21 protein-coding genes are annotated in these 25,275 nt (G+C 38.3%); 10 read left to right on the top strand and 11 right to left on the bottom strand.

The window, feature by feature from the left end:
- Window positions 1–598: aminotransferase class V-fold PLP-dependent enzyme (locus tag VIH09_RS04145; RefSeq protein WP_331578179.1), on the bottom strand; the 598-nt coding region annotated here is incomplete at its 3' end.
- A 252-nt stretch (window positions 599–850) separates the two neighbouring features.
- Between VIH09_RS04145 and VIH09_RS04140 the strand changes: the two genes are divergently transcribed.
- Both VIH09_RS04140 and VIH09_RS04135 read left to right on the top strand, forming a co-directional pair.
- On the top strand, window positions 851–2,197 hold the full coding sequence (locus tag VIH09_RS04140) for a serine hydrolase (protein WP_331578177.1): 1,347 nt from the start codon (window positions 851–853) through the stop codon (window positions 2,195–2,197).
- A 90-nt stretch (window positions 2,198–2,287) separates the two neighbouring features.
- Window positions 2,288–2,974 carry a hypothetical protein gene (locus VIH09_RS04135; RefSeq protein ID WP_331578175.1) on the top strand — a complete coding sequence of 229 codons (687 nt, stop codon included), beginning with the start codon at window positions 2,288–2,290 and terminating at the stop codon, window positions 2,972–2,974.
- 190 nt (window positions 2,975–3,164) lie between these two features.
- Here VIH09_RS04135 and sufD read toward each other — a convergent pair whose 3' ends face one another.
- The 5 genes from sufD to VIH09_RS04110 form a co-directional block, all read right to left on the bottom strand.
- Window positions 3,165–4,481, bottom strand: a complete 1,317-nt coding sequence (gene sufD, locus VIH09_RS04130) for a Fe-S cluster assembly protein SufD (RefSeq protein ID WP_331578173.1) — start codon at window positions 4,479–4,481, stop codon at window positions 3,165–3,167.
- Window positions 4,482–4,561: 80 nt separating this feature from the next.
- Complete coding sequence (sufC, locus tag VIH09_RS04125) at window positions 4,562–5,314, bottom strand: Fe-S cluster assembly ATPase SufC (protein WP_331578171.1); 753 nt, start codon at window positions 5,312–5,314, stop codon at window positions 4,562–4,564.
- Window positions 5,315–5,350: 36 nt separating this feature from the next.
- The gene (locus VIH09_RS04120) at window positions 5,351–5,839 is read right to left on the bottom strand and encodes an NAD(P)H-dependent oxidoreductase (RefSeq protein ID WP_331578169.1); all 489 of its coding nucleotides are present in this window, start codon (window positions 5,837–5,839) and stop codon (window positions 5,351–5,353) included.
- Between the two features lie 7 nt (window positions 5,840–5,846).
- Window positions 5,847–7,295 carry a Fe-S cluster assembly protein SufB gene (sufB, locus tag VIH09_RS04115; RefSeq protein ID WP_331578167.1) on the bottom strand — a complete coding sequence of 483 codons (1,449 nt, stop codon included), beginning with the start codon at window positions 7,293–7,295 and terminating at the stop codon, window positions 5,847–5,849.
- A gap of 71 nt (window positions 7,296–7,366) precedes the next feature.
- Window positions 7,367–7,696, bottom strand: a complete 330-nt coding sequence (locus VIH09_RS04110) for an iron-sulfur cluster assembly accessory protein (RefSeq protein ID WP_331578165.1) — start codon at window positions 7,694–7,696, stop codon at window positions 7,367–7,369.
- Between the two features lie 259 nt (window positions 7,697–7,955).
- On the opposite strand from VIH09_RS04110, the gene VIH09_RS04105 reads away from it, so the two are divergent.
- The 4 genes from VIH09_RS04105 to VIH09_RS04090 all read left to right on the top strand — a co-directional run bounded on the left by VIH09_RS04105 (window position 7,956) and on the right by VIH09_RS04090 (window position 14,239).
- Window positions 7,956–8,816, top strand: a complete 861-nt coding sequence (locus VIH09_RS04105; protein WP_331578163.1) for an MBL fold metallo-hydrolase — start codon at window positions 7,956–7,958, stop codon at window positions 8,814–8,816.
- Between the two features lie 72 nt (window positions 8,817–8,888).
- Window positions 8,889–10,511 carry a S8 family peptidase gene (locus tag VIH09_RS04100; protein WP_331578161.1) on the top strand — a complete coding sequence of 541 codons (1,623 nt, stop codon included), beginning with the start codon at window positions 8,889–8,891 and terminating at the stop codon, window positions 10,509–10,511.
- Between the two features lie 180 nt (window positions 10,512–10,691).
- Window positions 10,692–12,305 (top strand): S8 family peptidase, encoded by a 1,614-nt coding sequence (locus VIH09_RS04095; protein WP_331578159.1) that lies wholly within the window; start codon window positions 10,692–10,694, stop codon window positions 12,303–12,305.
- A 59-nt stretch (window positions 12,306–12,364) separates the two neighbouring features.
- The gene (locus tag VIH09_RS04090) at window positions 12,365–14,239 is read left to right on the top strand and encodes a M1 family metallopeptidase (protein WP_331578157.1); all 1,875 of its coding nucleotides are present in this window, start codon (window positions 12,365–12,367) and stop codon (window positions 14,237–14,239) included.
- A 46-nt stretch (window positions 14,240–14,285) separates the two neighbouring features.
- On the opposite strand, the gene VIH09_RS04085 is transcribed toward VIH09_RS04090, so the two are convergent.
- Entirely contained in the window at window positions 14,286–15,521 is a 1,236-nt protein-coding gene (locus VIH09_RS04085) for an alpha/beta hydrolase-fold protein (protein ID WP_331578155.1), read from the bottom strand.
- Window positions 15,522–15,803: 282 nt separating this feature from the next.
- Window positions 15,804–16,751, bottom strand: a complete 948-nt coding sequence (locus VIH09_RS04080) for an L-threonine 3-dehydrogenase (protein ID WP_331578153.1) — start codon at window positions 16,749–16,751, stop codon at window positions 15,804–15,806.
- Window positions 16,752–16,977: 226 nt separating this feature from the next.
- Here VIH09_RS04080 and VIH09_RS04075 point away from each other — a divergent pair, with 226 nt between their 5' ends.
- Together VIH09_RS04075 and mfd are read left to right on the top strand one after the other, a co-directional pair.
- A complete protein-coding gene (locus tag VIH09_RS04075) occupies window positions 16,978–17,595 on the top strand; it encodes a hypothetical protein (RefSeq protein ID WP_331578151.1) in 618 nt (205 codons plus the stop codon).
- Window positions 17,588–20,962 carry a transcription-repair coupling factor gene (mfd, locus tag VIH09_RS04070; RefSeq protein ID WP_331578149.1) on the top strand — a complete coding sequence of 1,125 codons (3,375 nt, stop codon included), beginning with the start codon at window positions 17,588–17,590 and terminating at the stop codon, window positions 20,960–20,962. The genes VIH09_RS04075 and mfd overlap by 8 nt, the downstream gene beginning before the upstream one ends.
- Before the next feature lie 127 nt (window positions 20,963–21,089).
- Here the strand turns inward: mfd and VIH09_RS04065 are convergent, their stop codons facing one another.
- The 3 genes from VIH09_RS04065 to VIH09_RS04055 form a co-directional block, all read right to left on the bottom strand.
- Complete coding sequence (locus VIH09_RS04065; protein ID WP_331578147.1) at window positions 21,090–21,746, bottom strand: aspartate kinase; 657 nt, start codon at window positions 21,744–21,746, stop codon at window positions 21,090–21,092.
- A gap of 117 nt (window positions 21,747–21,863) precedes the next feature.
- The gene (locus tag VIH09_RS04060) at window positions 21,864–22,223 is read right to left on the bottom strand and encodes a YraN family protein (protein WP_331578145.1); all 360 of its coding nucleotides are present in this window, start codon (window positions 22,221–22,223) and stop codon (window positions 21,864–21,866) included.
- A gap of 68 nt (window positions 22,224–22,291) precedes the next feature.
- Window positions 22,292–23,188 (bottom strand): LD-carboxypeptidase, encoded by an 897-nt coding sequence (locus VIH09_RS04055; protein WP_331578143.1) that lies wholly within the window; start codon window positions 23,186–23,188, stop codon window positions 22,292–22,294.
- A 263-nt stretch (window positions 23,189–23,451) separates the two neighbouring features.
- On the opposite strand from VIH09_RS04055, the gene VIH09_RS04050 reads away from it, so the two are divergent.
- Together VIH09_RS04050 and VIH09_RS04045 are read left to right on the top strand one after the other, a co-directional pair.
- On the top strand, window positions 23,452–24,561 hold the full coding sequence (locus VIH09_RS04050) for an endonuclease/exonuclease/phosphatase family protein (RefSeq protein ID WP_331578141.1): 1,110 nt from the start codon (window positions 23,452–23,454) through the stop codon (window positions 24,559–24,561).
- A 121-nt stretch (window positions 24,562–24,682) separates the two neighbouring features.
- On the top strand, window positions 24,683–25,222 hold the full coding sequence (locus VIH09_RS04045; protein WP_331578139.1) for a 3-hydroxyanthranilate 3,4-dioxygenase: 540 nt from the start codon (window positions 24,683–24,685) through the stop codon (window positions 25,220–25,222).
- The last annotated feature ends 53 nt before the right edge of the window (window positions 25,223–25,275 follow it).

Genomic DNA, 25,275 nt, shown 5'->3' with positions numbered 1-25,275 from the left:
CCCCATCTATTAAAATTGCAGCACCAAACTCATGGGCTTTGTCAATCATGTATTTTATGGGATTGACTGTTCCCAATGCATTCGAAATATGATTTACGGTTACGATTTTGGTTTTGTCCGACAGTAATTTGTCGTATTCCGCCATAATCAATTCGCCGTTGTCATTCATGGGAATCACTTTTAGCGTAGCGCCTGTTTTCTCGCACAACATTTGCCAAGGCACTATATTGCTGTGGTGTTCCAATGCGGAAACTAAAACTTCATCGCCTGGTTTTAAAATCGTAGCGAAGCCGTTGGCGACTAAATTAATCCCAAAAGTCGTTCCCGATGTAAAAAGCACTTCGTGCGAAAACTCAGCATTGATGTGGTTTTGGATTTTTCCGCGTGAGGCTTCGTAGGCGTCGGTTGCCAGTTGGCTCAAAGTGTGTACTCCACGGTGAATATTGGCGTTTATCTCCTCGTAATATTTTGAAATTGCGTCAATGACCACTTGCGGCTTCTGTGAAGTGGCTCCGTTGTCGAAATAAACCAATTGTTTTCCGTTTACTTTCTGGGAAAGGATAGGGAAATCGGCTCTAATTTTATTTATATCTGACATTGCTTTATTTAGAATTTTTCTAAATACAAAAGTAAGAAAAACTAAATTGTTTTAGCCATGAATTCGCCAATTTACTTGGATTAATTTCTGGGCTTTTATAAAATTGAATTGGAGATTTAGTAACTTAAAAATAATTATATTGCATTGTTTTACAACTGACTGCTATGAAATGAGCATAGTGAAAACTCGATATGAAAACCGATGAAGATATCCGAATTCCATATTCCGATACAAAACAAATATTAACTACGTATGAAAAAAATCTTTAAGCTTTTTAGTTTCGCTTTTTTTATAGCGATATTTTATTTGGGATTCACCACCTATCCAAAACTGGATTTGATTTCTGGATTTTCGGCCAAGAGTGTCGCTTCGGGTCATTTTATCGATAAGCGCTCACAGGAATTGATAGAAAAAGGGGACAACGATATCGATATGATTGATTTGGCTACCAACACTATTAACGAAAACGGAAAATTCGCTACCGCTTCAGTATATGGTTTGAAAGGGCGAAAAGCAATTTACCGCGAAGGTTTGGGAGCGACTTTAATCGACGATGATTTTGATGTGACAAAACCGTATTTGGTTCCCAAAAGAACAAAACTGAACAATGATTTACCTTTTCCGTATGGGAATAAGGAACAAAAAGACACGGTTTTTGAAAACGTTGATTATGCCAAATTAAATTCGGCTGTCACCAATGCTTTTGACGTTGAAGGGAAAAAGGACAAAAGAACCCGCTCGCTATTGGTGATTTACAAGGACAAAATCATTGCCGAAAAATACGATACGGGTTTCGGTAAAGACAGTAAAATTCTGGGCTGGTCAATAACCAAAAGCATAACCAGTGCGATGTTCGGAATCCTTGAAAAGCAAGGAAAATACGATATTTACAAACCTGCACCAATCAAGGAATGGGCAAACGACGAGCGCAAAAATATCACGACAAACGATTTGCTTCACATGAACTCAGGTTTGGAATGGGAAGAAAATTACAGTACGATTTGCGATGCGACCAAGATGCTTTTTCAGGCTGTAGACATGTCACGGTCACAGTTGGAAAAACCAGCGGCATTCAAACCCAACACGCATTGGAATTATTCGTCAGGAACTACTAATTTGCTTTCCGGGATTTTACGTCAGCAATTCAAAACGCATCAGGAATATCTAGATTTTTGGTATTCGGCCTTGATTGACAGAATTGGCATGAACTCCATGGTTATAGAAACGGATATGGCAGGGAATTATGTGGGTTCTTCCTATGGCTGGGCCACTACAAGAGATTGGTCAAAATTTGGTTTGCTGTATTTGCACAAAGGAAATTGGAACGGGGAACAGATTCTTGACGAAAGCTGGGTGAAATACTCGGCAAAACCAACAGATACATCCGACGGACAATATGGTGCGCAGTTTTGGTTGAATGCCGGCGGGAGATTCCCCGACGTCCCCAGAGAGATGTATTTCTGCAGCGGTTTTCAGGGGCAGATGGTGGCCATTTTCCCGTCACTTGATTTGGTGATTGTCCGTATGGGTCTGAAAGAAGATCCTGAATTTGACTTTAATGGGATGTTGAGCGGAATTATCGGGAGTTTGAAGAAGTAGTTGTTATTTTTGATTGTTTTTATTAATTTTTGCTGAAATATTAACAAATATTGTTAAAATTTAATATATTAGATTAACAAATATATAAATATGAAAAAAATTAATTTTTTAGCCTTATTAACGTTGCTTGCTTCTATGTTAATCACATCATGTTCTAGTGATGATTCTTCTTCCGATGTTTCAACTGAGGTTGCTAGTGATAGTTATTGGCCTTTGGCCATAAACAATCAGTGGGTCTATACTGAAAATGGAGAGCCTTATACCGTGAAAATCACAGGGACAGATACATTTGATGGAACTACCTATTACAGTATTACGGAGAAAAATGAGTATAATTTGCAAATATGGGTAGCTAAAAAGGACAACACTTATTTTTTAAAAACAGGAGCCTTAGACATTACAGAAGGTGACATTAATATTAAAATGGATAGTTATGAGTTGCCTGTATTGAAAGATAATTTAGCAAATAATGGGCAGTGGAATGGAACAGCGACAGTAAAAGTAACTTATAAAACAGGTACTGAATCTGCTTCTATTGACATGACTATAAAATGCTTGGGTGTCATTTTAGATAAAGACGCAACTGTAACGGTTAATAATAAGGTGTATACAAATGTTATTAATATGAGTTTAAGGCAAGAAGTTAGTATTGCCGGTGAAAGTACCATAACTGAATCCCTATACTGGTATGCAAAGGGAATCGGGCCAATAAAATCTATAAATACAGTCGACGGTAGTACTGTAGAGAGTATCTTGGTTAGCTATATTGTTAATTAATTATTGATCGCATTTTCAAAAATCTTGAATATAATTCTTTTCAATTTTTAGCCCCGATAGAAATGGAAATCCTTTTTGAGGTTTTTCACCGAAAAAAGATTGCAATGGATAGCGGGATTAGCTGCTAAAAAACAAACCCGACAGGTTTCTAAAATCTGTCGGGTTTTTTTATATCTGTTTTTGAATTATACTACAAATCAAAACCCAGCTTCACACCTAATTTCGTTGCGATAATTTTGGTGATTCGTTGTTTCAATTCGGGTATTTTGATGTTTTCGATAACAGAGTTCGAGAATGCGTACATCAATAACGCTTTGGCTTCTTTTTTAGGAATTCCGCGTGCTTGCATATAGAACATTGCCGTTTCGTCCAATTGTCCAACCGTGCAACCGTGAGAACATTTTACGTCATCGGCAAAAATTTCCAACTGCGGTTTTGCATTGATAGTTGCCTTGTCGCTCAACAAAATGTTGTTGCTTTTTTGGAACGCATTCGTTTTTTGAGCTTCTTTCTCGACATAAACCTTTCCGTTGAAAACGCCTGTGGAGCTGTCGGAATAAATTCCTTTGTAATCCTGGAAGCTCTCGCAATTTGGGGTGGAATGCTTCACCAAGGTGTAATGATCCACGTGTTGCTTTTCGCCAATAATCGTGATTCCGTTCAAGGTGCTTGTCAATCTTTCGCCAAAATGGTAAAAATTCAAGTTGTTTCTGGTTAGGTTACCTCCAAAAGAGAAGGTGTGTACCGAAACGTGACTTTCCTGTTTCTGGGAAACGTAGGTGTTATCTATAAGATTGGCCTTCAGACTGTCATTCTGTATTTTGTAATAATCAACAATCGCGCGTTTTTGGGCGAAAATCTCCGTCACGGAATTCGTCAACACTGGGTTTTCGGTCAAACTTTGGTGACGTTCGATAATTTGGACATGAGAATTCTCACCTACAATCACCAAGTTACGGGGTTGCACCATAAGAGCCGCTTCGTTCCCTGTAGAGAAATACATGATTTCAATAGGCTTGTCGGCAACTTTGCTTTTTGGGATATTAATGTAGGCACCTTCATTGGCGAAAGCCGTATTCAGTGAAGTCAAACTTTCCTCTTTGTTGACAATTTGGTTAAAATAGGTATCGATAACCATTTTATATTTTGGTTTGTTCAATGCCGATGACATTAGACAAACATCGATCCCGTCGTGAGTTGTTGACGACAAATGCGAACTGAAAACACCGTCAATAAACACTACCTTGTAGGTGTCTACTTCGTGTAAAAAGTATTTTTTTACTTGGTTGAATTCAATTGCTGTATCCTGCTTTGGAAAAACGGTAAAGTCATTTTTTAAGATGGCATTTAGCGAAGTGTATTTCCAAGCTTCGTCTTTTTTGGTTGGGAAACCTTTATCTTCAAAGTTTTTTATGGCCTCAGTTCTCACGTCATGAAGTTCAGAGTGAACATCGACGCGCTCCTCAAAAGCCATAAAAGACGATAATAATTTTTCTTTCAAATCCATTTTTTTATTGTTTAAAGTTTAAGGTTTAAAAGTTTAAAGAAGCTCGAGGCAACTTTAAAGTTTAAACTTCAAACAAAATTTTAAGCTTCTTGTTCTTGTTTGATCCAGTCATATCCTTTTTCTTCCAGCTCGTGAGCCAGCTCTTTTCCGCCCGATTTTACAATTTTACCATTGTAAAGAACGTGTACGAAATCAGGAACGATATAATCCAATAACCTTTGGTAGTGCGTGATGACTACTATTGCATTTTTGTCGCTTTTTAGTTTGTTGACACCATTGGCAACAATGCGCAAGGCATCGATATCCAATCCAGAATCGGTTTCGTCAAGGATAGCCAATTTTGGTTCCAACATCGCCATTTGGAAAATTTCATTACGTTTTTTCTCTCCACCTGAAAAACCTTCGTTTAGGGAACGGGAAAGGAACTTTCTGTCGATTTCCAATAATTCTGATTTCTCACGAATCACCTTTAGCATTTCGTTTGCTGGCATTTCTTCTTTGCCGTTTGCTTTGCGTGTTTCGTTGATGGCCGTTCTAATGAAATTCGTCACCGAAACTCCCGGGATTTCCACTGGGTACTGAAACGACAAGAAAACACCTTTATGTGCTCTTTCCTCTGGTGCTAAATCAGAAAGGTCTTCTCCATCTAGAGCGATTTCCCCTTCGGTCACTTCGTAAGTTTCATTTCCGGCAATGATTGACGCCAATGTGCTTTTTCCGGCACCGTTCGGTCCCATTATCGCATGAACCTCTCCTGCTTTCACTTCAAGATTGATTCCTTTTAATATTTCTTTGTCCCCGATCGAGGCGTGTAAATTTTTAATACTTAACATTTGTTTCTTTAATTTTAAAAAGATTTAAATTCTCTTTTATTCTAAAATACTGTTTATGTGTTCTTGGTCTTTTATTGTTTGATAGGATAAATGTTTTTGTCCTAAATAGGTCATTCCTAAATACTCTGCCGATAATCGGAAAGGCATATGGAAATCATAATCTAATTCATCTTGATCAGAATTTGAGATCACAAACATGTTCTTACCCCTTAATTTCCGGCCGAGTTCTTTTTCGATTCTGATCAAATCGGAAAAACGGTCAAAAAACACTTTCATGATCCCACTCATGGTGTACCAGTAAACCGGTGTCGCGAAAACCAGAGTGTCATATTTTTCAATTATTGATGTGATCAAAGGCATAAAGTCATCTTCCCTATTTTCACTTTCGTAATCATAATAGGAAATAGAATAGTCCCTTAAATCGATAACATCTGCATTTATTTGGGTGGAAATTTTGTCAACTATTTTTGAAGTGTTTCCATTGCTTCTGGAAGATCCCACTATAATAACGGTCTTGTTTTCCATGCTTGAATTATCCAACGCTTCCCTCAAGGGAAATTTCTAATAGTTTTTGTGCCTCTACCGCAAATTCCATCGGCAACTTATTCAAAACCTCTTTGGAGAAGCCGTTAACGATCAAAGCAATGGCTTTCTCGGTTGGGATTCCACGTTGGTTGCAATAGAAAACTTGGTCTTCGCCAATTTTACTTGTCGTAGCCTCATGTTCAATTTTGGCGGTTGGATTTTTACTTTCGATATATGGGAAAGTATGCGCTCCACAACGGTTCCCCATTAATAAGGAATCACATTGCGAAAAATTTCGGGCATTGTCAGCAGTTGGTCCAATTTTAACCAGACCACGGTAACTATTTTGCGATTGTCCAGCAGAAATACCTTTGGAAATGATCGTCGATTTGGTGTTTTTACCGATGTGGATCATTTTTGTTCCCGTATCGGCTTGTTGGAAATTATTGGTTACTGCAATAGAGTAAAATTCCCCTACTGAATTATCTCCTTTTAAGATAACAGAAGGATATTTCCAGGTTACTGCGGAACCGGTTTCTACTTGTGTCCAAGAAATTTTGGCGTTTTTCTCGCAGATTCCTCTTTTGGTAACAAAATTGAAAACCCCGCCTTTACCTTCTTTGTTTCCCGGATACCAGTTTTGTACTGTTGAATATTTGATTTCGGCATCTTCAAGAGCTATCAACTCCACTACAGCTGCGTGTAATTGGTTTTCATCGCGACTTGGTGCCGTACATCCTTCCAGATAAGATACATAACTTCCTTCATCTGCAATCAGTAATGTTCTTTCGAACTGTCCTGTTCCTGCTTGATTGATTCTGAAGTAAGTAGAAAGTTCCATCGGGCAACGAACGCCTTTTGGGATATAACAAAAAGAACCGTCAGAGAATACTGCTGAATTCAAAGCAGCATAAAAATTGTCTTTTTGTGGAACAACGGTCCCCAAATGTTTGCGAACTAATTCTGGATGCTCTTTGATAGCTTCAGAAATACTCATAAAGATAATTCCTTTTTCGCCTAATGTTTTCTTGAATGTTGTAGCTACTGAAACAGAGTCAACCACGATATCCATGGCCACATTATTCATCATTTTTTGCTCATCGACAGAGATACCTAACTTTTTGTACATTTCTAAAAGTTCAGGATCTACATCGTCTAATGTTTTATTAGGGTCAACCGCTTTTGGCGCTGAATAATAGGAAATTGCCTGAAAGTCTGGTTTTGTGTAATGCACATTTGCCCATTCCGGTTCGGTCATCTCTTGCCAAGCGCGAAAAGCCTCAATGCGCCAGTCGGTCATCCATTGCGGTTCTTCTTTTCTGTGGGAAATGGCGCGAACAATGTCTTCGTTTAAGCCAATAGGAAAAGTATCCGATTCTAATTCGGTATAAAATCCGTACTCATATTCTTTAGTTTCGAGTTCGATTTTTAAGTCGTCTTCAGTATATTTACTCATTCTTGTTTAAAGATTTAAAGATTTAAAGATTCAAAAAATGAATATTAAACTTTATTATTTGTGTCTAAATTTTAAAGAGAGAAACTCTCTCCGCAACCGCAGGTCCTGCTTGCATTCGGATTGTTGAAAACAAATCCTTTCCCATTTATTCCGCCTGAAAATTCCAGAATAGTCCCTGCCAGATAGAGGAACGATTTTTTCTCTACTGCAATTGTTATATCATTGTCTATGAATATCTTATCGTCTTCCCCCTTGGTTTTATCGAACTTCAAATCATAAGACAAGCCCGAACATCCGCCGCTTTTCACTCCGACTCTTACGTAGTCGACTGTAGCGTCAAAGCCATCTTCTTCCATCAAATCGATGATTTTCTTTTTGGCTGTATCAGAAACTTTTATCATTGTTATATTGATTTTGTCTAAATTAACCACAAAGGTACTATATAAAAATCTTTTTCCATAATCGATAACATTTTTATAACTAATGATAAAATAGAAAAAGTCTATATGATTTCTTTTAAAGCAGATCAATTTTCATAAATTGCAATCAATAATCGAAAAAGTGAAAGATGCAAAGTCTTTTCTTTTATCTACGGAAGGCCTAGAGAATCTAATTTGAATCCTCTGGTTCTTCAAATTTTTAACTTTTCAATTCAAAAAAATGAAACTATATCCTATTGAGACCGGTAATTTTAAATTGGATGGCGGCGCGATGTTTGGTGTGGTGCCCAAAACAATTTGGAACAAAACCAACCCGGCAGACGAAAATAATTTAATTGATATTGCGGCAAGATGTTTGCTGATAGAAGAGGGCAATCGGTTGATTTTGATAGACACCGGAATGGGGAACAAGCAATCGGAGAAGTTTTTTGGCTATTATTCGCTTTGGGGATCCCATTCGATGGATAAGTCCTTGGCTAAATATGGTTTTCATCGCGATGACGTCACCGACGTTTTTATGACGCATTTGCATTTTGACCATTGCGGCGGAAGCGTGCAGTGGAATGCGAACAGGACGGGATACGAACCCGCTTTCAAAAACGCCAAATTCTGGAGCAATGAAAACCATTGGGAATGGGCCACAAAACCGAACCCCAGGGAGAAGGCTTCTTTCCTTTCGGAAAATATTCTTCCAATGCAGGAAAGCGGCCAGTTGAACTTCATAAAAAGACCCGAAGGGGATTTCCTGGAAAAATCAGAGTTGGGGTTCGATATCTTTTTTGTCGATGGCCATACCGAAAAACAGATGATTCCGCATATTAAGTACAAGGATACAACAATCGTTTTTTGCGCTGATTTATTGGCGACAGCCGGACACATCCCAGTTCCTTACGTAATGGGTTACGATACGAGACCTTTGTTGACCATGCCAGAGAAAACAAAATTCCTGAATGCCGCTGCAGACAATAATTATTATTTGTTTTTGGAACATGATGCGCACAATGAAATTATCACAGTGCAACACACCGAGAAAGGCGTTCGATTGAAAGAAGTTTTCATGGCTGAACAAATATTAACTTAATGTTAATCATATTTTTATTGTAACAAAATAATTTATTTTAGACAAATATTTAAAACATAAACAAAATATTCAATGAATAGCATTAAACCCATTTGCCTTTCTGCTTTTGCCGTTTTGGTTTTAGCAGGTTGTGGAGCCCAAAGACAAGTTTCAAGTACTAGTTCACTAGTTCAAATTACCGCTCCTTTAAACATAAAAAAAGTTGCCCCATTAAAAGAAAACGAATTAAAACGTTGGAGTCACTTGGATATCGTAAATGATACGATTCCGGGAATGAGTGTTGACAGAGCTTATTCGGAATTATTGAAAAATAAAACTGGAGTAAAAGTTATTGTTGGAATCGTGGATTCGGGAGTGGATATCGAACATGAAGATTTGAAATCGGTGATTTGGACCAATTCCAAAGAAATTCCCGAGAATGGAATAGATGACGATAAAAACGGATATGTCGATGATATTCACGGTTGGAATTTTCTTGGGGATATCACCAAAGAAAATTTGGAGTACGAAAGAATCATCAAAAATAAAGACCTAGTTGATGAGGTAACGTACCAGGCTGCAAAAGCGGTAAATGATAAAAAAATTGCCGACGCTACTGCAGGTAAGGCTCGTACGGAACAAATGATCTTGACCTTAAATGAAAGCGACGCGACTTTGGTAAGACATTTTGGAAAATCGGTTTACACGATGGATGAGGTAAAGGCGATCGTTTCGCAAGAGCCGGAAATACAAAAAAGCAAAGCTGCTATGCAACAAATGCTTTCTTTTAATATGCCCATTGCGGACTTAAAGGTTGCTGTTCAAAAACAATTGGATGGTTTTAATGCGCTTCTAAATGGCGACAACCTAAAAACCGATTATAGAAAAGTCGTGGGTGATAATCCAAACGATATAACGGACACAAAATACGGGAACAACAATGTTATGGGGCCGGACAAGAATGAAATTCTTCACGGAACGCACGTTGCAGGAATCGTCGCTCAGGTTAGAAACAACGATATTGGAGGCGACGGAATTGCTAACAATGTTCAAATCTTGACTGTTCGTGCTGTCCCGGACGGTGATGAGTATGACAAAGATATTGCTCTTGGGATTCGTTATGCGGTTGATAATGGTGCAAAAGTGATTAACGGAAGTTTCGGTAAGAGCTTTTCTCCACACAAACAGTGGGTTTATGATGCCATTAAATATGCTGAAAAGAATGACGTATTAATTGTTCATGCAGCTGGAAATAGTGCGGAAGACATCGATAGTTACGATAATTACCCGAACGATTCAGATGATAAAGTGACTGAGTTTGCGGATAATATGATCACTATTGGAGCTTTGAATTTTGAATATGGTGATAAAGTGGTCGCCCGTTTTTCAAATATTGGGAAAGTGAATGTCGATGTTTTTGCTCCGGGGGTAAAAATTTATGCGACGACACCAAACGATACTTTTAAATACCTACAAGGAACTTCAATGGCTTCTCCAAATGTTGCCGGAGTGGCTGCCGTGATACGTTCTTATTATCCAAAATTATCGGCATCTCAAGTGAAACACATCTTGATGGATTCAGGAGTTTCGATTTCTACCGATGTTGTTGTTGGAGGAAAACCTGCTGACATGCGTTCGTTTACCACCTTATCCAAATCAGGGAAAATAGTGAATGCTTACAATGCTTTACTGATGGCACAAAAAATGTCTAAATAACAGTTTCAAACATTTATAAATGGAAGGGCAAATTGTCCTTCCATTTTTATTTTATCTAATTTGAAAAACGCTTTCATTTATTTTTTTACTTTCGACAAATCTTAACGGAGTGTTAATCCATCGATATTCTGATACAAAAAAACATAATTTAGGCCCGCATTCAATTTTAAAAATTTACAGATGAACACGATTAAACCTATCTATTATTTCGCGGTTGCTTTTTTTGCATTAGTGGGATGTAATGCCCAAAAACAAGCTATTAAAGCTAATGCACCAATGGCTGTAAGTTCGCCTTTGATCATTAAAAAAATTGCACCCATTAGCGACGTTGATTTAAAAAGGTGGAGTCATCTTGACCTAGTGAAGGACACGATTCCCGGAATGAGTGTTGATAAAGCGTATTCTGAATTGCTGAAAAACAGGAAAGGGGTTAAGGTCATCGTTGGTGTTATAGATTCAGGGGTTGATGTTGATCACGAAGATTTAAAATCCGTTATTTGGACGAATGCCAAGGAAATAGTGGGAAACGGAATCGACGATGACAAAAATGGGTTTGTCGACGATATTCACGGTTGGAATTTTCTCGGCGATTCGGGGCTTGAAAATTTAGAGATGACCCGCATTCTGAAAAAACCGGATGATGGATCTATGACCTATAAAAATGCTAAAGCGGATTATGAAAAAAAGTATAATGAAGCCTTGGAAGGAAAACAGCAGGTAGATTTTCTTTTGAGCACCCATAAAGCAATTCAAACGTATTTAAAGAAAGACGATTACACTCTTGAAGAACTGAATTCAATTGTCACCATTAATGAAGAGTTGAATAGAAGCAAAATGATTATGACTCGCATTATTGGCCAGTCAGGTCCTACATTCAGCGCCGATCTGGAAGAATACAGAAAGTATGTTTATGACCAATTAAACTACAATTTGAACAAGGAATTTAACGGCAGGGAATCAGTTGGCGATAATCCGGATGATATAAATGACACTGTATACGGCAACAACGTTGTGTACGGGCCTGACAAGGAAGAAGCACTTCACGGAACCCACGTTGCGGGAATAATTGCCCAAGTTAGGAATAACGGCATTGGAGGCGATGGAATTGCAAACAATGTTGAGATTATGGCGGTAAGAGCCGTTCCTAATGGCGACGAATACGACAAGGATATTGCTTTGGCGATACGTTATGCCGTTGATAATGGGGCGAAAGTAATCAACGGGAGTTTTGGAAAAAGCTATTCCCCTCGCAAGCAATGGGTTTTTGACGCCATTAAATATGCCGAAAGCAAAGATGTTTTGTTTGTGCATGCATCCGGAAACGATGGAAACAACATTGACTTGGAAAAAAACATCAGTTTTCCAAATGATTCTGAAGACAACAAAAAAGAGTTTGCCGGTAATGTCCTCACTGTTGGGGCGGTAAATAATATTTACGGACCAACTCTTGTGGCGGCATTTTCTAATTACGGCTCAATTAATGTAGATGTATATGCTCCGGGAATGGAAATTTATGCCTCGGTTCCAAATAATAAATATAAATACGAACAGGGAACATCAATGGCTTCGCCAAACGCGGCCGGAGTCGCAGCTTTAGTGCGTTCGTATTACCCTAAATTATCGGCCAAGCAAGTAAAACAGATTCTAATGGATTCCGGAACACCATTACCAGCTTCGATAGAACTGGGTGAGAACAATGATAAAAAATCGGCAGCCGACAGTTCAAAATCAGGTAAAATGATTAATGCTTATAATGCGCTCATTCTTGCGGATGCCATCTCCAAAAACAGCTAATAATAGATTTACTAATCCACTGGACGGACATTAGTCCTTTCATATATCAATTAAATACCATGAGAAAATTTCTTTTACTTTCAATTATGATGCTCCCTTTTGGGTCTATTTATGCACAAAGCGCCAGCTATTGGCAACAACATGTAGATTATAAAATGGATGTTACGATGGACGTTAAAAACTACCGATACAAGGGAAAACAGGAATTGGTTTACACCAATAATTCTCCTGACACCTTAAAAAGAGTTTATTATCATTTGTTCAACAACGCTTTCCAGCCAGGGAGTGAGATGGATGCGCGTTTGCATAGCATTAAGGATCCTGATGGAAGAATGGTCGTTAAAAAAGTTGTTGACGGAAAAGAGGTTAAAGTAAGCAGAATTGAAAGTTTGAAGCCAAATGAAATTGGTTACTTAAAAATCAGCAATTTCAAGCAAGACGGAGTTGACGCTTCCGCAAAAACAGTAGGGACAATACTTATTGTTGATTTGGCAAAGCCAATTTTGCCCAATTCCAAAACTACTTTTTCCCTAGATTTTGACGGGCAGGTGCCGGTTCAAATTCGCCGTTCAGGCAGAAACAACTCTGAGGGAGTTGAATTGTCGATGGCGCAATGGTACCCAAAAATGGCCGAATTTGATTTTGAAGGCTGGCATGCCGACCCTTACATCGCCAGAGAATTCCATGGAGTTTGGGGAGATTTTGACGTAAACATCACTATAGACAAGGACTATACATTAGGAGGGTCAGGTTATCTGCAAAACCAAAATGAAATAGGGCACGGTTACCAAGACGAAGGTGTTGAGGTGAAAATTCCGAAAAGAACAAAAAACCTGACTTGGCATTTTGTCGCGCCAATGGTTCATGATTTTACTTGGGCTGCCGATAAAGACTATGTTCATGATGTAGTAAAAGGGCCTAATGACGTTGCGTTGCACTTTTTGTACAAAAATTATCCGAAGACAGTTGAAAACTGGAAAAAACTGGAGCCGATGATGGTCAAGGTAATGGATTCTTACAATAAGAACATCGGGGATTATCCTTACAAGCAATACTCTTTCATACAAGGTGGCGACGGAGGAATGGAGTACGCCATGTGCACTTTGATGTTAGGGAACGGTACTCTTGAGGGGCTTTATGGAACCGCAACCCATGAATTGGGGCACTCTTGGTTCCAACATATTTTAGCTTCAAACGAATCCAAACACCCCTGGATGGACGAAGGTTTTACCACCTATGTTGAAGATTTTACAATAAACGAGCTATCTGGAAACAGAGTTGAAAACCCTTTCAAGGGGAATTATACTGCCTACTATAAATTAGTGGAATCGGGTAAGGAACAACCGCAAACGACGCACGGTGACCGTTATGATGAAAACAGACCCTATAGCATTTCGTCTTACGTGAAAGGAAGCATCTTCTTGTCGCAGTTAGCTTATGTAATTGGACAAGAAAATCTTGTTAAAACGATTAAAAGATATTACCATGATTTTAAGTTCAAGCATCCTACTCCAAATGACATCAAAAGAACGGCAGAACGTGTTTCAGGAGCCAATTTAGACTGGTATTTGGTTGATTGGACAGAGACAGCCAATACGATCGATTACGGAATAAAAGACGTGAAAGAAAATGGTGATTCAACTAAAATTAGCCTGGAAAGAATTGGAAGAATGCCAATGCCTATCGATTTGACTGTTGAGTATACGGATGGAACAACAGAGAGTTTCTATATTCCGTTGCGTATGATGAGTTTTGAAAAAGAAAACCCAAATCCATCAGTAAAAAGAACGGTTTTAAACGATTGGGCTTGGGCTGAATCCAACTATGATTTCAATATCTCTAAGGCAAAAAGCACGATCAAAAGAATCAGCATTGACCCAAGCGGATTGATGGCTGATGTGAGGCAAGCGAATAATGTTTATGAAATAAAGTAATTTTAAAAAGCCCCGAAAAAGGGCTTTTTTTAGGGTTTGTTTTTTCTTAATTCACTTGGAGTTTTTCCAGTTTATGTCTTGTTTCTGGAACTTCCATAATAGATAATGCTTTTTTGTAAGCCGTAATTGCTTTTTCTTTGTTCTTCGTGGCATCATAAAAATCTCCCAAAGAATCATAGGTATTAGCACTTTGGGGATAATTGGCAATATTTCCTTTAAATAAAGATTCAGCTTCTTCAAAATGCTTGGAGCTTAATGCTTGATAACCAAGAGTATTTATCAGGCCTTCTGGAGCTTTTACCTCATACCCAAATTTCTTTGACAAGTCTGCATAATGCGTTTCAATTTTAAATAGTAATGCCTTATTAACATTCATATAGTCAGACATACTTAGCTTTAATTTATAGTAATCAAAAATAAAACGAAGCGCATCATATTCGGTAATTAATGTTACAGAGTTGTGGTCATCGTCGTTATAATATTTGGACTGGTATTTTAATTGGTTTTGCTTATTCAGACTCAAATAGTTATCCAACTCCAAAATGGAACGAATATGTTTTGTGATATCGGATCTGTCCTTTTTGACTTTTGTGATATCCATTCCTTTTTCCATTGTATTGGCAATTCCTAAAAATAAGGAAACATTCGGGTATTTAGTAATAGCTAAAGCTTTTTTAGTTTCCATTAAAAGTTTTTTATTATCCCACCACATGCTGGGGTCGATGGCTACATAAGCGTTGAAAAGATTGGTATGATGAATGAAGGTATTCATTACGGTCAAACCACCGAAAGAATGTCCAATTAACATTCGGTAGGGTTCGGTAGGATACAATGAATCAATATGTGGCATTAGTTCTTTTTCCATAAAAGAAATGAAGGATTCACCTCCTCCGCTATTTTTTGCTGCAATGCTATCCATCATAGGCAGGTCAGATTTAATACGTGTTGGGGTTAGATCTCTCGTCCTGTCTGTATTTGGGATACCTACAACAATCATTTCAGGAAAAGAACTGTTTCTGCCAATTGAACTTAGTTGTTCAATCATCCCAACAATTGAATTAAAATGATCGTCCCCATCTAATATATAAATAACAGGATAGCGTTGTTTTGAATAAGGAACATTTTGAGCACTCTTGGGAATATGGATCAAAATCTTTCGTTGTTCCTTCAGTATTTTAGAATAAACACTATCAATAGTGCCTATTTCAATTTTGTTGTTTTTTTGGGCAGTTGCATAAAAAGAAAGAATTATTAGGGTAAAGGGGAGAAGAATTTTTTTCATAGCGAGGAATTATGGTTTAAAATTAGAGGATGAAAATGTGTTTCTTTCTTATTTAAAATTCGAGCAACTCAAAAGTAAGATTTTTTTTAACAATAAAGTTTAAATTCAGTATTATTTGTAAATCAATCAGTTAAGTCTATTTAGTCAATTAATTTGTCTTGTAAAATGGAATGTTGCATTCCATTAACTTCTAGAAGAGAGCAAACGCAAAAAAGTCCTGTTTTAGAAAATCAGGCAAATTGCCGAATTTCTAAAACAGGACTTTTTATAAGGGTTGTTTTTTTATTTAAATTTTTTCAAATTCTCCAGCATTTCCACAGTCATCGATTTTAAATCGTACTTGTGTTTCCATCCCCAGTCAGCTCTTGCATGACTGTCATCGATACTTGCTGGCCAGCTGTCGGCTATTTTTTGACGGAAGTCCGGTTCATATGTGATCGTAAATTCTGGAATGTGTTTCTTGATTTCTGCGGCAATTTCTGTTGGCGTAAAACTCATCGCAGCCAGGTTGTATGAAGAGTGAATTTTGATCTCCTCAACTGGTGCTTGCATAATTTTTATCGTCGCCGCAATCGCATCGTCCATATACATCATCGGCATTTTTGTTTCCGACGATAAAAAACATTCGTATTTTTTGTCAGAAAGCGCTTTGTGAAAAATATCCACCGCATAATCGGTAGTTCCGCCACCCGGAGGTGAAGACCAGCTGATTAAACCTGGATAACGGATGCTTCGCACATCAACTCCAAAGATATTATGGTAGTATTCGCACCATCTTTCACCGGCCTGTTTGCTGATTCCATAAACCGTAGAAGGCTCCATGATGGTATATTGTGGGGTGTTTTCTTTAGGTGTAGTAGGTCCAAAGACAGCTATACTGGATGGCCAGAATATTTTTTTTATTTTTTTGGCTTTAGCCAAATTCAAAACATGAAATAAGGAATTCATATTCAAATCCCAGGCAAAAGCGGGATTTTTCTCTGCCGTTGCCGATAGTAATGCCGCCATCAGATAGATCTCATCTATTTTATGTACTTCTACAAGATGCTCAATCTGATTGAAATCCAGGGCATTTATTACCTCAAAAGGGCCTGAGTTGACAACGTCATTGTTCAGTTTACGGATATCGGAAGCGATAACATTATCGGTTCCGTATATTTTTCTCAATGAATGGGTTAACTCGGTTCCAATTTGGCCACAAGCGCCAATAATCAATATTTTTGTACTCATTTTGAATAGGTTTTGAAATGCAAAGGTAACGTTTTCGTAAATATTTTCGCAGTACTGAATCAAGATTGCAAATACCATATAAAAACGGCTAAATCCATAATTTTCTTTCTGTTTTTTTGGCATATTTGGTGCTGAAAACGCAGTGTTTAGCGCGGAATTGCAATTCGCATTTTCGAATCTGTAATTATAAATTTACTTTGTAACTTTGTGCTTTAATGCAATAACAATGAAATACAAATTATCCTGTTTTCTTTTTCTGATTATTTTGCTTTCCTCATGTAAAAATAATGATCAAAAACGGCTGGCCGAAAATGAAAAAGATACCCAAAAAAAGGAAGTCATTTTCTCAAACATAAGCAAAGGCTGGGTCTTTTATGACACTCCTATTAATACCACTTCAGAGGCCAGTATGGCCACTTGGAATGAGTTGCGCCTTTTTTTGGCCGAACTGGCCATAAAACCAAAAAAAACCATTGGCGCTTTTCAACAAAAATCAGCGGCTATTTCTAAAAAAGCAATGTCGTTGAATGATAATATACCTGATCAGTTTAACAAACCGCAAATTAAAAGCAGGATTTCGACTTTGATTACCAAGGTGCGTTTGCTGGATTTATATATTCATTTGGACAACATTCCGGACAAAAAAGTGGTTCAAACGATTGCAGAAATTAATAATGAATTGTCTTCCCTGCAGAGACAAATGGATAAAATCACAGAAAAAAGCAAAATTCCCGTTGAAGAAGGGGAGTCTGAATTGAAGAAAATGATGGATGCCTCACGTGCAATCCCAAATACACCAAGTCCGAATACACCGGCCGACCCAAATACCCCTCGAGTTGAGTAAAACAGCCTTATATAATACATACGACAATTCCCCTAAAGTTAAACAAATTGTGGAGCGTTTGGTGGAGTCAAACCCAATAAAATTGCAGCTCGACGGCTTGTTGGGGTCTGCAGTTTCATTCATCATTCGTGCTTTGTTTAAAAAGGCGGAGCGTCCCTTTTTGGTTGTTTTAAACAACAAGGAGGAGGCGGCTTATTATTTGAATGATTTAGAACAGATGATTGGCGAACAAGACGTATTGTTTTATCCGGGCTCCTACCGTCGTCCATATCAAATTGAAGACACGGATAACGCCAATGTTTTGCTCCGTGCCGAAGTTCTCAACAGAATAAATTCGCGCAAAAAGCCAGCAGTTATCGTTAGCTATCCCGAGGCGCTGTTTGAAAAAGTGGTCACTCGAAAAGATCTGGACAAAAACACTTTAAAAGTCTCTGTTGGAGACAAAATTTCTATTGATTTCATCAACGAGGTTTTATTCGAATATGAATTCAAAAGGGTTGATTTCATTACCGAACCGGGCGAGTTTTCGGTGCGTGGAGGTATTGTCGATGTTTTTTCGTTTTCAAACGATAACCCATACCGTATCGAGTTTTTCGGGAACGAAGTGGACAGCATCCGAAGTTTTGATGTAGGCACGCAATTGTCCATAGAAATACAAAAAAAGATTACCATAATTCCAAACGTGGAAAACAAGATTTTTCAGGAAAATCGGGAGAGCTTTCTGGATTACATCTCGGAGAAAACGGTGATTTTCATTCAAAATACGGAGGACCTTTTATCGCAATTGGACAAGCAATTTGCCAAAGCGGAAGAGGCTTTCGAAAAATTGTCTAAAGACATAAAACATGCCACTCCAGAGCAGTTGTTCTTGAATCAATCCACTTTCATTAAAAGGGCATTAGACTTTTCTATAGTGGAACTGGGTTCCAAACCGATATTTAAAATAGACAAAAAATTCGAATTCCATATTCAGCCGCAGCCGTCATTCAACAAACAATTTGATCTGTTGTTGAATAACCTGAACGAGAATCATTTTAACGGATACAAAAACTATTTGTTCTGTTCTAATGAAAATCAGGCCAAACGTTTTCATGATATTTTTGAGACTTTGGACGAAGCTAATTCGGAGAACATTCGAAAACAATATAACACTATAGTTTTTCCTTTGTACCAAGGTTTTATTGATGAGGAGAATCAAATTACATGTTATACGGACCACCAGATTTTTGAGCGCTATCATAAATTTAGCATCAAGAACGGCTATTCTAAAAAGCAAAATATAACTTTAAAGGAACTCACCACTTTGTCTGTTGGGGATTATGTGACGCATATCGACCATGGAATAGGACGTTTTGGAGGACTGCAAAAAATACAAGTAGAGAATAGAACGCAAGAAGCCATCAAATTGGTGTATGCGGATAATGATATCGTATATGTAAGTATCCATTCACTGCACAAAATCTCGAAATACGCCGGAAAAGACGGAGCACCGCCCAAAATTTATAAATTGGGTTCGAATGCGTGGAAGGTTTTAAAACAAAAAACCAAGGCAAGAGTTAAGCATGTGGCGTTTAACTTGATACAGTTGTACGCCAAAAGGAGGTTAGATAAAGGATTCCAGTTTGCGCCTGACAGTTACCTACAAAATGAATTGGAAAGCTCATTTATTTACGAAGATACGCCGGATCAAACCAAATCGACGCAGGAAGTAAAGGCCGATATGGAAAGCGACCGACCGATGGATCGCTTGGTGTGTGGCGATGTGGGTTTTGGTAAAACTGAGGTAGCAATTCGTGCGGCTTTTAAAGCCGTTGACAATAGCAAACAGGTCGCTATTTTAGTGCCGACAACCATATTAGCATACCAACATTACCGTACCTTCACGGAGCGATTAAAAGACATGCCTGTTTCCGTTGGCTACTTAAACCGATTCAGAACGGCAAAACAAAAAGCGGAAACTTTAAAAGATTTAGCAGATGGGAAACTGGATATTGTTATCGGAACGCACCAATTGGTCAATAAAAATGTAGTCTTCAAAGACTTGGGATTGTTGATTGTGGATGAAGAGCAAAAGTTTGGGGTTAATGTAAAAGACAAATTAAAAACGATAGCCGCCAATGTCGACACATTGACTTTGACCGCCACGCCGATTCCAAGAACCTTGCAGTTTTCGTTAATGGCGGCAAGGGATTTATCCGTAATTACGACGCCACCACCCAACAGATATCCTATTGAAACGAATGTGGTTGGTTTCAGCGAGGAACTGATCCGGGACGCGATTTCGTACGAAATCCAGCGTAACGGACAGGTTTTCTTTATCAATAATAGAATTGAGAACATAAAGGAAGTCGCCGGAATGATTCAGCGATTGGTGCCCAATGCAAGAGTGGGGATCGGCCACGGACAGATGGAAGGCAGAAAACTCGAAGAGTTAATGCTGGCTTTCATGAACGGTGAATTTGATGTTCTGGTGGCGACTACCATTATCGAGAGCGGATTGGATGTTCCCAACGCCAATACGATTTTCATCAACAATGCCAATAATTTTGGCCTGTCTGATTTGCACCAAATGCGAGGTAGAGTTGGGCGAAGCAATAAGAAAGCCTTTTGTTATTTTATCTGCCCACCCTATTCGGCGATGACAGATGATGCCCGAAAACGAATCCAGGCATTGGAACAGTTCAGTGAACTGGGAAGCGGATTCAATATCGCCATGAAAGACCTCGAGATTCGCGGAGCCGGAGATTTATTGGGAGGGGAACAAAGCGGGTTTATCAATGAAATTGGTTTTGATACCTACCAAAAGATACTGAACGAAGCCATCGAGGAATTGAAGGAGAACGAATTCAAAGATTTGTATCCGGCCGAGAATGACATAGAGACCAAGGAATACGTAAAAGACCTTCAGATCGACACTGATTTCGAGTTGTTGTTTTCTGATGAATACGTCAATAATGTTACGGAGCGATTGAGTTTATACAACGAATTAGGCGCTGTGAAAAATGAAGAAGAATTACAGCTCTTCCAGAAAAAACTAATCGATAGATTTGGTCCTATGCCACCACGCGCTATTGCCTTGATGAATAGCATACGCATTAAATGGATTGCCAGCCGCGTGGGAATCGAGAAATTAGTGATGAAACAAGGGAAAATGGTTGGCTATTTTGTGTCCGACCAGCAATCCGATTATTACCAGTCGAATCGTTTTACTGATGTTATGCGTTTTGTCCAGAAACACAGTTCCATTTGTAAAATAAAGGAAAAAGAAACGAAGAACGGCTTGCGCTTGTTGTTGACTTTTGAGAATGTGAAATCAACAAGAAGGGCATTGGAATTGATGGAGTTGTTGGGTGGGGTAGAAAAATAATTTTCTATTTTTTGATATGTCTTAACTTTTTAATGGTTTTAAAAAAGTTAATTTGTCACTTTAAGGCAAATAAAAAAGCTTCCAATAATTTTCAATTGGAAGCTTTTTTTATGAAGTTGAATTTTTATTAATTCTTCAAATCCTTAATCACTTTAAAAGCGACATCTACCTGTTCTTCGCTCACTAATATCGTGAATTCATTAGAAGTCGAAATTACTTCGTTAATGATAATCCCTTCCCAAGCCAAACGTTGAAAAATGAAATAGTAGATCCCAGGTATGACGATATTTTCTTTTGGCAATTTAACGGTGATTGAAGCCAAATCATCCAGTTTTTGAATTAGTTTTTCATTGACAAAATGTTTGTCAACCAGTTGGTTTACACTTTTGCTCACCACAAGGTTAATTTCGTTTACCCCTCTGGATGAGGTATAAAAAACATCTGGGAAAGCGTTGATATCGGATATTAATTCCGCTTGTTTGTTTAGCACAGTTTCCGAAACTGCAAAAGTATAATCGGTCAAGGCAGAGCGAACTGTGATTTCACCTATGTTTTTTATCACTTTATTGATTTTGTGGTTTAGTCTAAAATCAAGTTCTTCGGTCAGTCTTTTTAATGACATTACAACCGCGCCTTGTTTCACTTCTTTCCCAAACTCACTTTCCAATTCGGACATGATGTTTCTGGATAATGAAGTCAGGTTGATAATCCCAAGCGACAATGCGTTTAATAAAAAGGGCTTTGTTTTGATGTAATTTTCTACAATTGAAGAGACGGTTTTCATAATTTTAAAATGTTTGCGTTTGGTAAGAACAACAAGATTGTTTGGTTTGTGTGACAAAAGTCTCTGCAAATATAAATAAAAAACAATTTGTTACAAATACAACATCGAAAAATATGCTTAAAAATGATAAAATGCGTCTATAAGGTGTTCAATCACAAAAGATTTGCCCTGTTTATGGACGGCAATGATGTCAAAACGGACATCAAGGTCCAAATCTTTTTCGTTTACATAGGCATCTACCGCTTTTACCAATAGTTGGATTTTTTTGGTTTTCACAAAATCTTGCGGCAAACCAAAATCTAAAGAAGAACGAGTTTTCACTTCTACAACGGCAAGGATATTTTCTTTTTTGGCGAGAATGTCTATTTCCGCCTTTTGGAAAGTCCAATTGGTTTCTAGGATGGCATAGCCATTTTTCTGTAGATATTCTACAGCCAACTCTTCCCCCAGTTTTCCTAATTCGTTGTGTTCGGCCATCAAAACTGTGTTAAGCGTTCAATCACGGTATGCGTAGATCAGCAAGCCAAAATCGTCAATCGATTTTATTATTCAAAAACAACGCTTGAACTGTTAGTGTCCACATTTAGGGTTACTTTGCTCCCCAGAATCAGGGCTCTATTATCACGAATATGCCCCGCCGGAAAACTGTATAGCACTGGGATGTTATATGTTTTTGTTACGTCTTCTATGATTTCAACGGCATTTTTTCCCCATGGAATATCATTGTCCCTCATTTTTGACATTGAGCCCACGATAATTCCCTTTATACTCTCAAGACAGCCATTGCGTTTTAAATTCATCATCATGCGATCGATATGGTATAAATATTCATCCAAGTCTTCTATAAACAAGATTTTATCGCTGCAATCAATAGCTGATTGCGATCCCAATAAACTGTATAGGATTGATAAATTTCCGCCCACTAACTCCCCCGTTGCGGTTCCAATTCTGTTCATCGCGTCGGGAGCGATCTGATAAGTCAAGCGGTCTCCAAATAATGCGAGCCTTAAACTTTCAACGGCTTCTTCAGATGCACGTGCTGTAGTGACAGGCATTATACCATGTATGGATTTAAAACCCATAGTATTCAAATGATTGTGCAAAACTGTAACGTCACTAAAGCCGATAATCCATTTTGGATTTTGTTTAAATTTAGTAAAATCCAATAAATCGACCATTCTAACAGTACCATATCCGCCTTTTACACACCAAATTCCTTTGATGTTAGGATTGTCTAATTGCTGCTGAAAATCAGCTGCTCTTTGTTCATCTGTTCCCGCAAGCTGGTTGTCATCTAAGCCAATCGTATTCCCAATAACGACTTCCAATCCCCAACTGTGTAGTAAATCTATTGCCGGTTTAAGATTGTCATCAATGTTTTTTCGGGCTGTAGCCAAAATGGCGATAGTGTCTCCTTTTTGTAAAGTTGGTGGTGTTGTCATCAGTGTATGGGCTTGGCTAGTGTAGGATTGTAAAATAAAAAATAAAAGTAGGAATTTGTATAAACCAAACCTACAGTTTGTAATCCAAAATCGAGTAGTATGCATGTTTTTATTTTCCTTATTTATTAATGTGAGTGCAGTCTATCTAACAGACAAAAACAAAGATAGGCAAATTGAAAATAAATTGGAGTTTGTTATTCAAATGAAGTATTTTTACTAGTGTTGAAGTATTTCCTATAGAATGTTTTTTTAATATATCAGATATGAGAACTATACGATTGTTTCCCTATTTCATTTTACTTTTCTCATTAACTAAGACTTCTGCGCAGCAAAAGAATTATGCGATCCATACTTTAGCGTTCTATAATTTCGAAAATTTGTTCGACACCATCAATGATCCCAACACCAATGATGATGAATGGACGCCAAAAGGAGCGCAGCATTGGACTTCCAAGAAATACCATCAGAAACTGCAAAACCTGTCCAGAGTCTTGCTCGAAATTGGTTCCTCCGAAAACACCAATTCCCCTACATTTATAGGTTGTTCCGAAATTGAAAACAGGGGCGTACTGGAGGATCTGATAAAAGAACCCAAACTCATCAATAAAGAATATGGGATAATTCATTTTGACTCTCCCGATAAGCGAGGTATTGATGTGGCCTTGTTGTACCAAAAGAAGTATTTCCGGCCTGCCACATACACCAATATTCCATTGATAGTATATCGAAAGGAAACGCCCACGAAAGTTCTCGCTAAATTCGAAACTGGCGACAAAACAGATGACAGCCTGGAAGTGAGTAATCAAAATAATCGGGTATTTACGCGGGACCAACTTCTGGTAACCGGTTTTCTCGATGGTGAAGAAATAAATATCATAATCAACCATTGGCCCTCCCGTTCCGGTGGAGAAAAAAAGTCCAGCCCATTCAGGGAAGCGGCAGGGGCATTGAACCGAAAAATAATCGATTCCTTGCAACGGATTAATCCTGATGCGAAAGTGATTACGTTGGGAGATTTAAACGACGGCCCTTTTAACAAAAGCGTAAAATTGGCCCTTGGCGCCAAAGCCAATAAGGCAGAAGTGCTTCCGTTAGGGATATACAATCCGTTTGAAGAAATGGGCAAAAAAGGATTGGGAACCATTGCCTATCGAGATTCATGGGATATTTTTGACCAAATAATGGTTTCGCAATCGCTGATTCAAAATGACTTCACATCCTTTCGATACTGGAAAGCGGGGATTTACAACAAGTCTTTTTTGATACAGGCATCTGGCCAATACAAAGGCTACCCGAAACGGCATTCCGCAACCGAGGTTGGTTTTAGCGATCACTTTCCGGTTTACATCTATCTGATCAAAGAAATGAGGTAGAATTAACAAAAGGAGTTAAAGAGAACGGTAAAAGCTCAGCAAGACTTTATGGGTTTATAAACTTCAAGACATGCGACTTTTTATTAACTTAGCAACTCATAAACTAAACATCTCTACAAACATGGCAATAGTGGCACCTTTTAACCTGAATAAATGGATTGACGAAAACCGCCATTTGCTCAAACCGCCCGTAGGCAATAAAAATTTGTACAAGGATTCTGGTGATTATATTGTTATGATTGTTGCGGGACCTAATGCTCGAAAAGATTTTCATTACAACGAAACTGAAGAACTGTTTTACCAACTCGAAGGTTCCATAAAGGTGATCGTTCAAGACGATGGGGAGCGAAAAGAACTCGAATTACATGCTGGTGACATGTACCTCCATAAGGCGAAAACGCCGCATTCCCCGGTCCGTTCCGAGGGTTCCATTGGCTTGGTGATCGAGCGTAAGAGAGCCGGAAAGGGATTTACGGATGGCTTGCTTTGGTATTGCGATAACTGCAACCATAAATTATATGAGGTATATTTCGAATTAAACGACATCGAAAAAGACTTTTTACCCCATTTCAAGCATTTCTACAATTCTTTGGCACTAAGAACCTGCGAAAAATGCGGGACAGTAATGGATACTGATCCCAGTTTCACGGACGAGAAGTAATATAGATCTGATATTTTTTAGTTTTTTGTAGCCATTTCCCGCTGTTCGTTTTA

Source organism: Flavobacterium sp. (assembly GCF_036515215.1).
Lineage (GTDB): Bacteria > Bacteroidota > Bacteroidia > Flavobacteriales > Flavobacteriaceae > Flavobacterium.
This window is presented reverse-complemented; position numbering and strand designations above follow the sequence as displayed.

Excerpts from the sequence above, each read along its gene's own strand:
- VIH09_RS04140 (WP_331578177.1), top strand. The coding sequence starts at position 851 with ATGAAAAAAATCTTTAAGCTTTTTAGTTTCGCTTTTTTTATAGCGATA.
- VIH09_RS04135 (WP_331578175.1), top strand. The coding sequence starts at position 2,288 with ATGAAAAAAATTAATTTTTTAGCCTTATTAACGTTGCTTGCTTCTATG.
- sufD (WP_331578173.1), bottom strand. The coding sequence starts at position 4,481 with ATGGATTTGAAAGAAAAATTATTATCGTCTTTTATGGCTTTTGAGGAG.
- sufC (WP_331578171.1), bottom strand. The coding sequence starts at position 5,314 with ATGTTAAGTATTAAAAATTTACACGCCTCGATCGGGGACAAAGAAATA.
- VIH09_RS04120 (WP_331578169.1), bottom strand. The coding sequence starts at position 5,839 with ATGGAAAACAAGACCGTTATTATAGTGGGATCTTCCAGAAGCAATGGA.
- sufB (WP_331578167.1), bottom strand. The coding sequence starts at position 7,295 with ATGAGTAAATATACTGAAGACGACTTAAAAATCGAACTCGAAACTAAA.
- VIH09_RS04110 (WP_331578165.1), bottom strand. The coding sequence starts at position 7,696 with ATGATAAAAGTTTCTGATACAGCCAAAAAGAAAATCATCGATTTGATG.
- VIH09_RS04105 (WP_331578163.1), top strand. The coding sequence starts at position 7,956 with ATGAAACTATATCCTATTGAGACCGGTAATTTTAAATTGGATGGCGGC.
- VIH09_RS04100 (WP_331578161.1), top strand. The coding sequence starts at position 8,889 with ATGAATAGCATTAAACCCATTTGCCTTTCTGCTTTTGCCGTTTTGGTT.
- VIH09_RS04095 (WP_331578159.1), top strand. The coding sequence starts at position 10,692 with ATGAACACGATTAAACCTATCTATTATTTCGCGGTTGCTTTTTTTGCA.
- VIH09_RS04090 (WP_331578157.1), top strand. The coding sequence starts at position 12,365 with ATGAGAAAATTTCTTTTACTTTCAATTATGATGCTCCCTTTTGGGTCT.
- VIH09_RS04085 (WP_331578155.1), bottom strand. The coding sequence starts at position 15,521 with ATGAAAAAAATTCTTCTCCCCTTTACCCTAATAATTCTTTCTTTTTAT.
- VIH09_RS04080 (WP_331578153.1), bottom strand. The coding sequence starts at position 16,751 with ATGAGTACAAAAATATTGATTATTGGCGCTTGTGGCCAAATTGGAACC.
- VIH09_RS04075 (WP_331578151.1), top strand. The coding sequence starts at position 16,978 with ATGAAATACAAATTATCCTGTTTTCTTTTTCTGATTATTTTGCTTTCC.
- VIH09_RS04065 (WP_331578147.1), bottom strand. The coding sequence starts at position 21,746 with ATGAAAACCGTCTCTTCAATTGTAGAAAATTACATCAAAACAAAGCCC.
- VIH09_RS04060 (WP_331578145.1), bottom strand. The coding sequence starts at position 22,223 with ATGGCCGAACACAACGAATTAGGAAAACTGGGGGAAGAGTTGGCTGTA.
- VIH09_RS04055 (WP_331578143.1), bottom strand. The coding sequence starts at position 23,188 with ATGACAACACCACCAACTTTACAAAAAGGAGACACTATCGCCATTTTG.
- VIH09_RS04050 (WP_331578141.1), top strand. The coding sequence starts at position 23,452 with ATGAGAACTATACGATTGTTTCCCTATTTCATTTTACTTTTCTCATTA.
- VIH09_RS04045 (WP_331578139.1), top strand. The coding sequence starts at position 24,683 with ATGGCAATAGTGGCACCTTTTAACCTGAATAAATGGATTGACGAAAAC.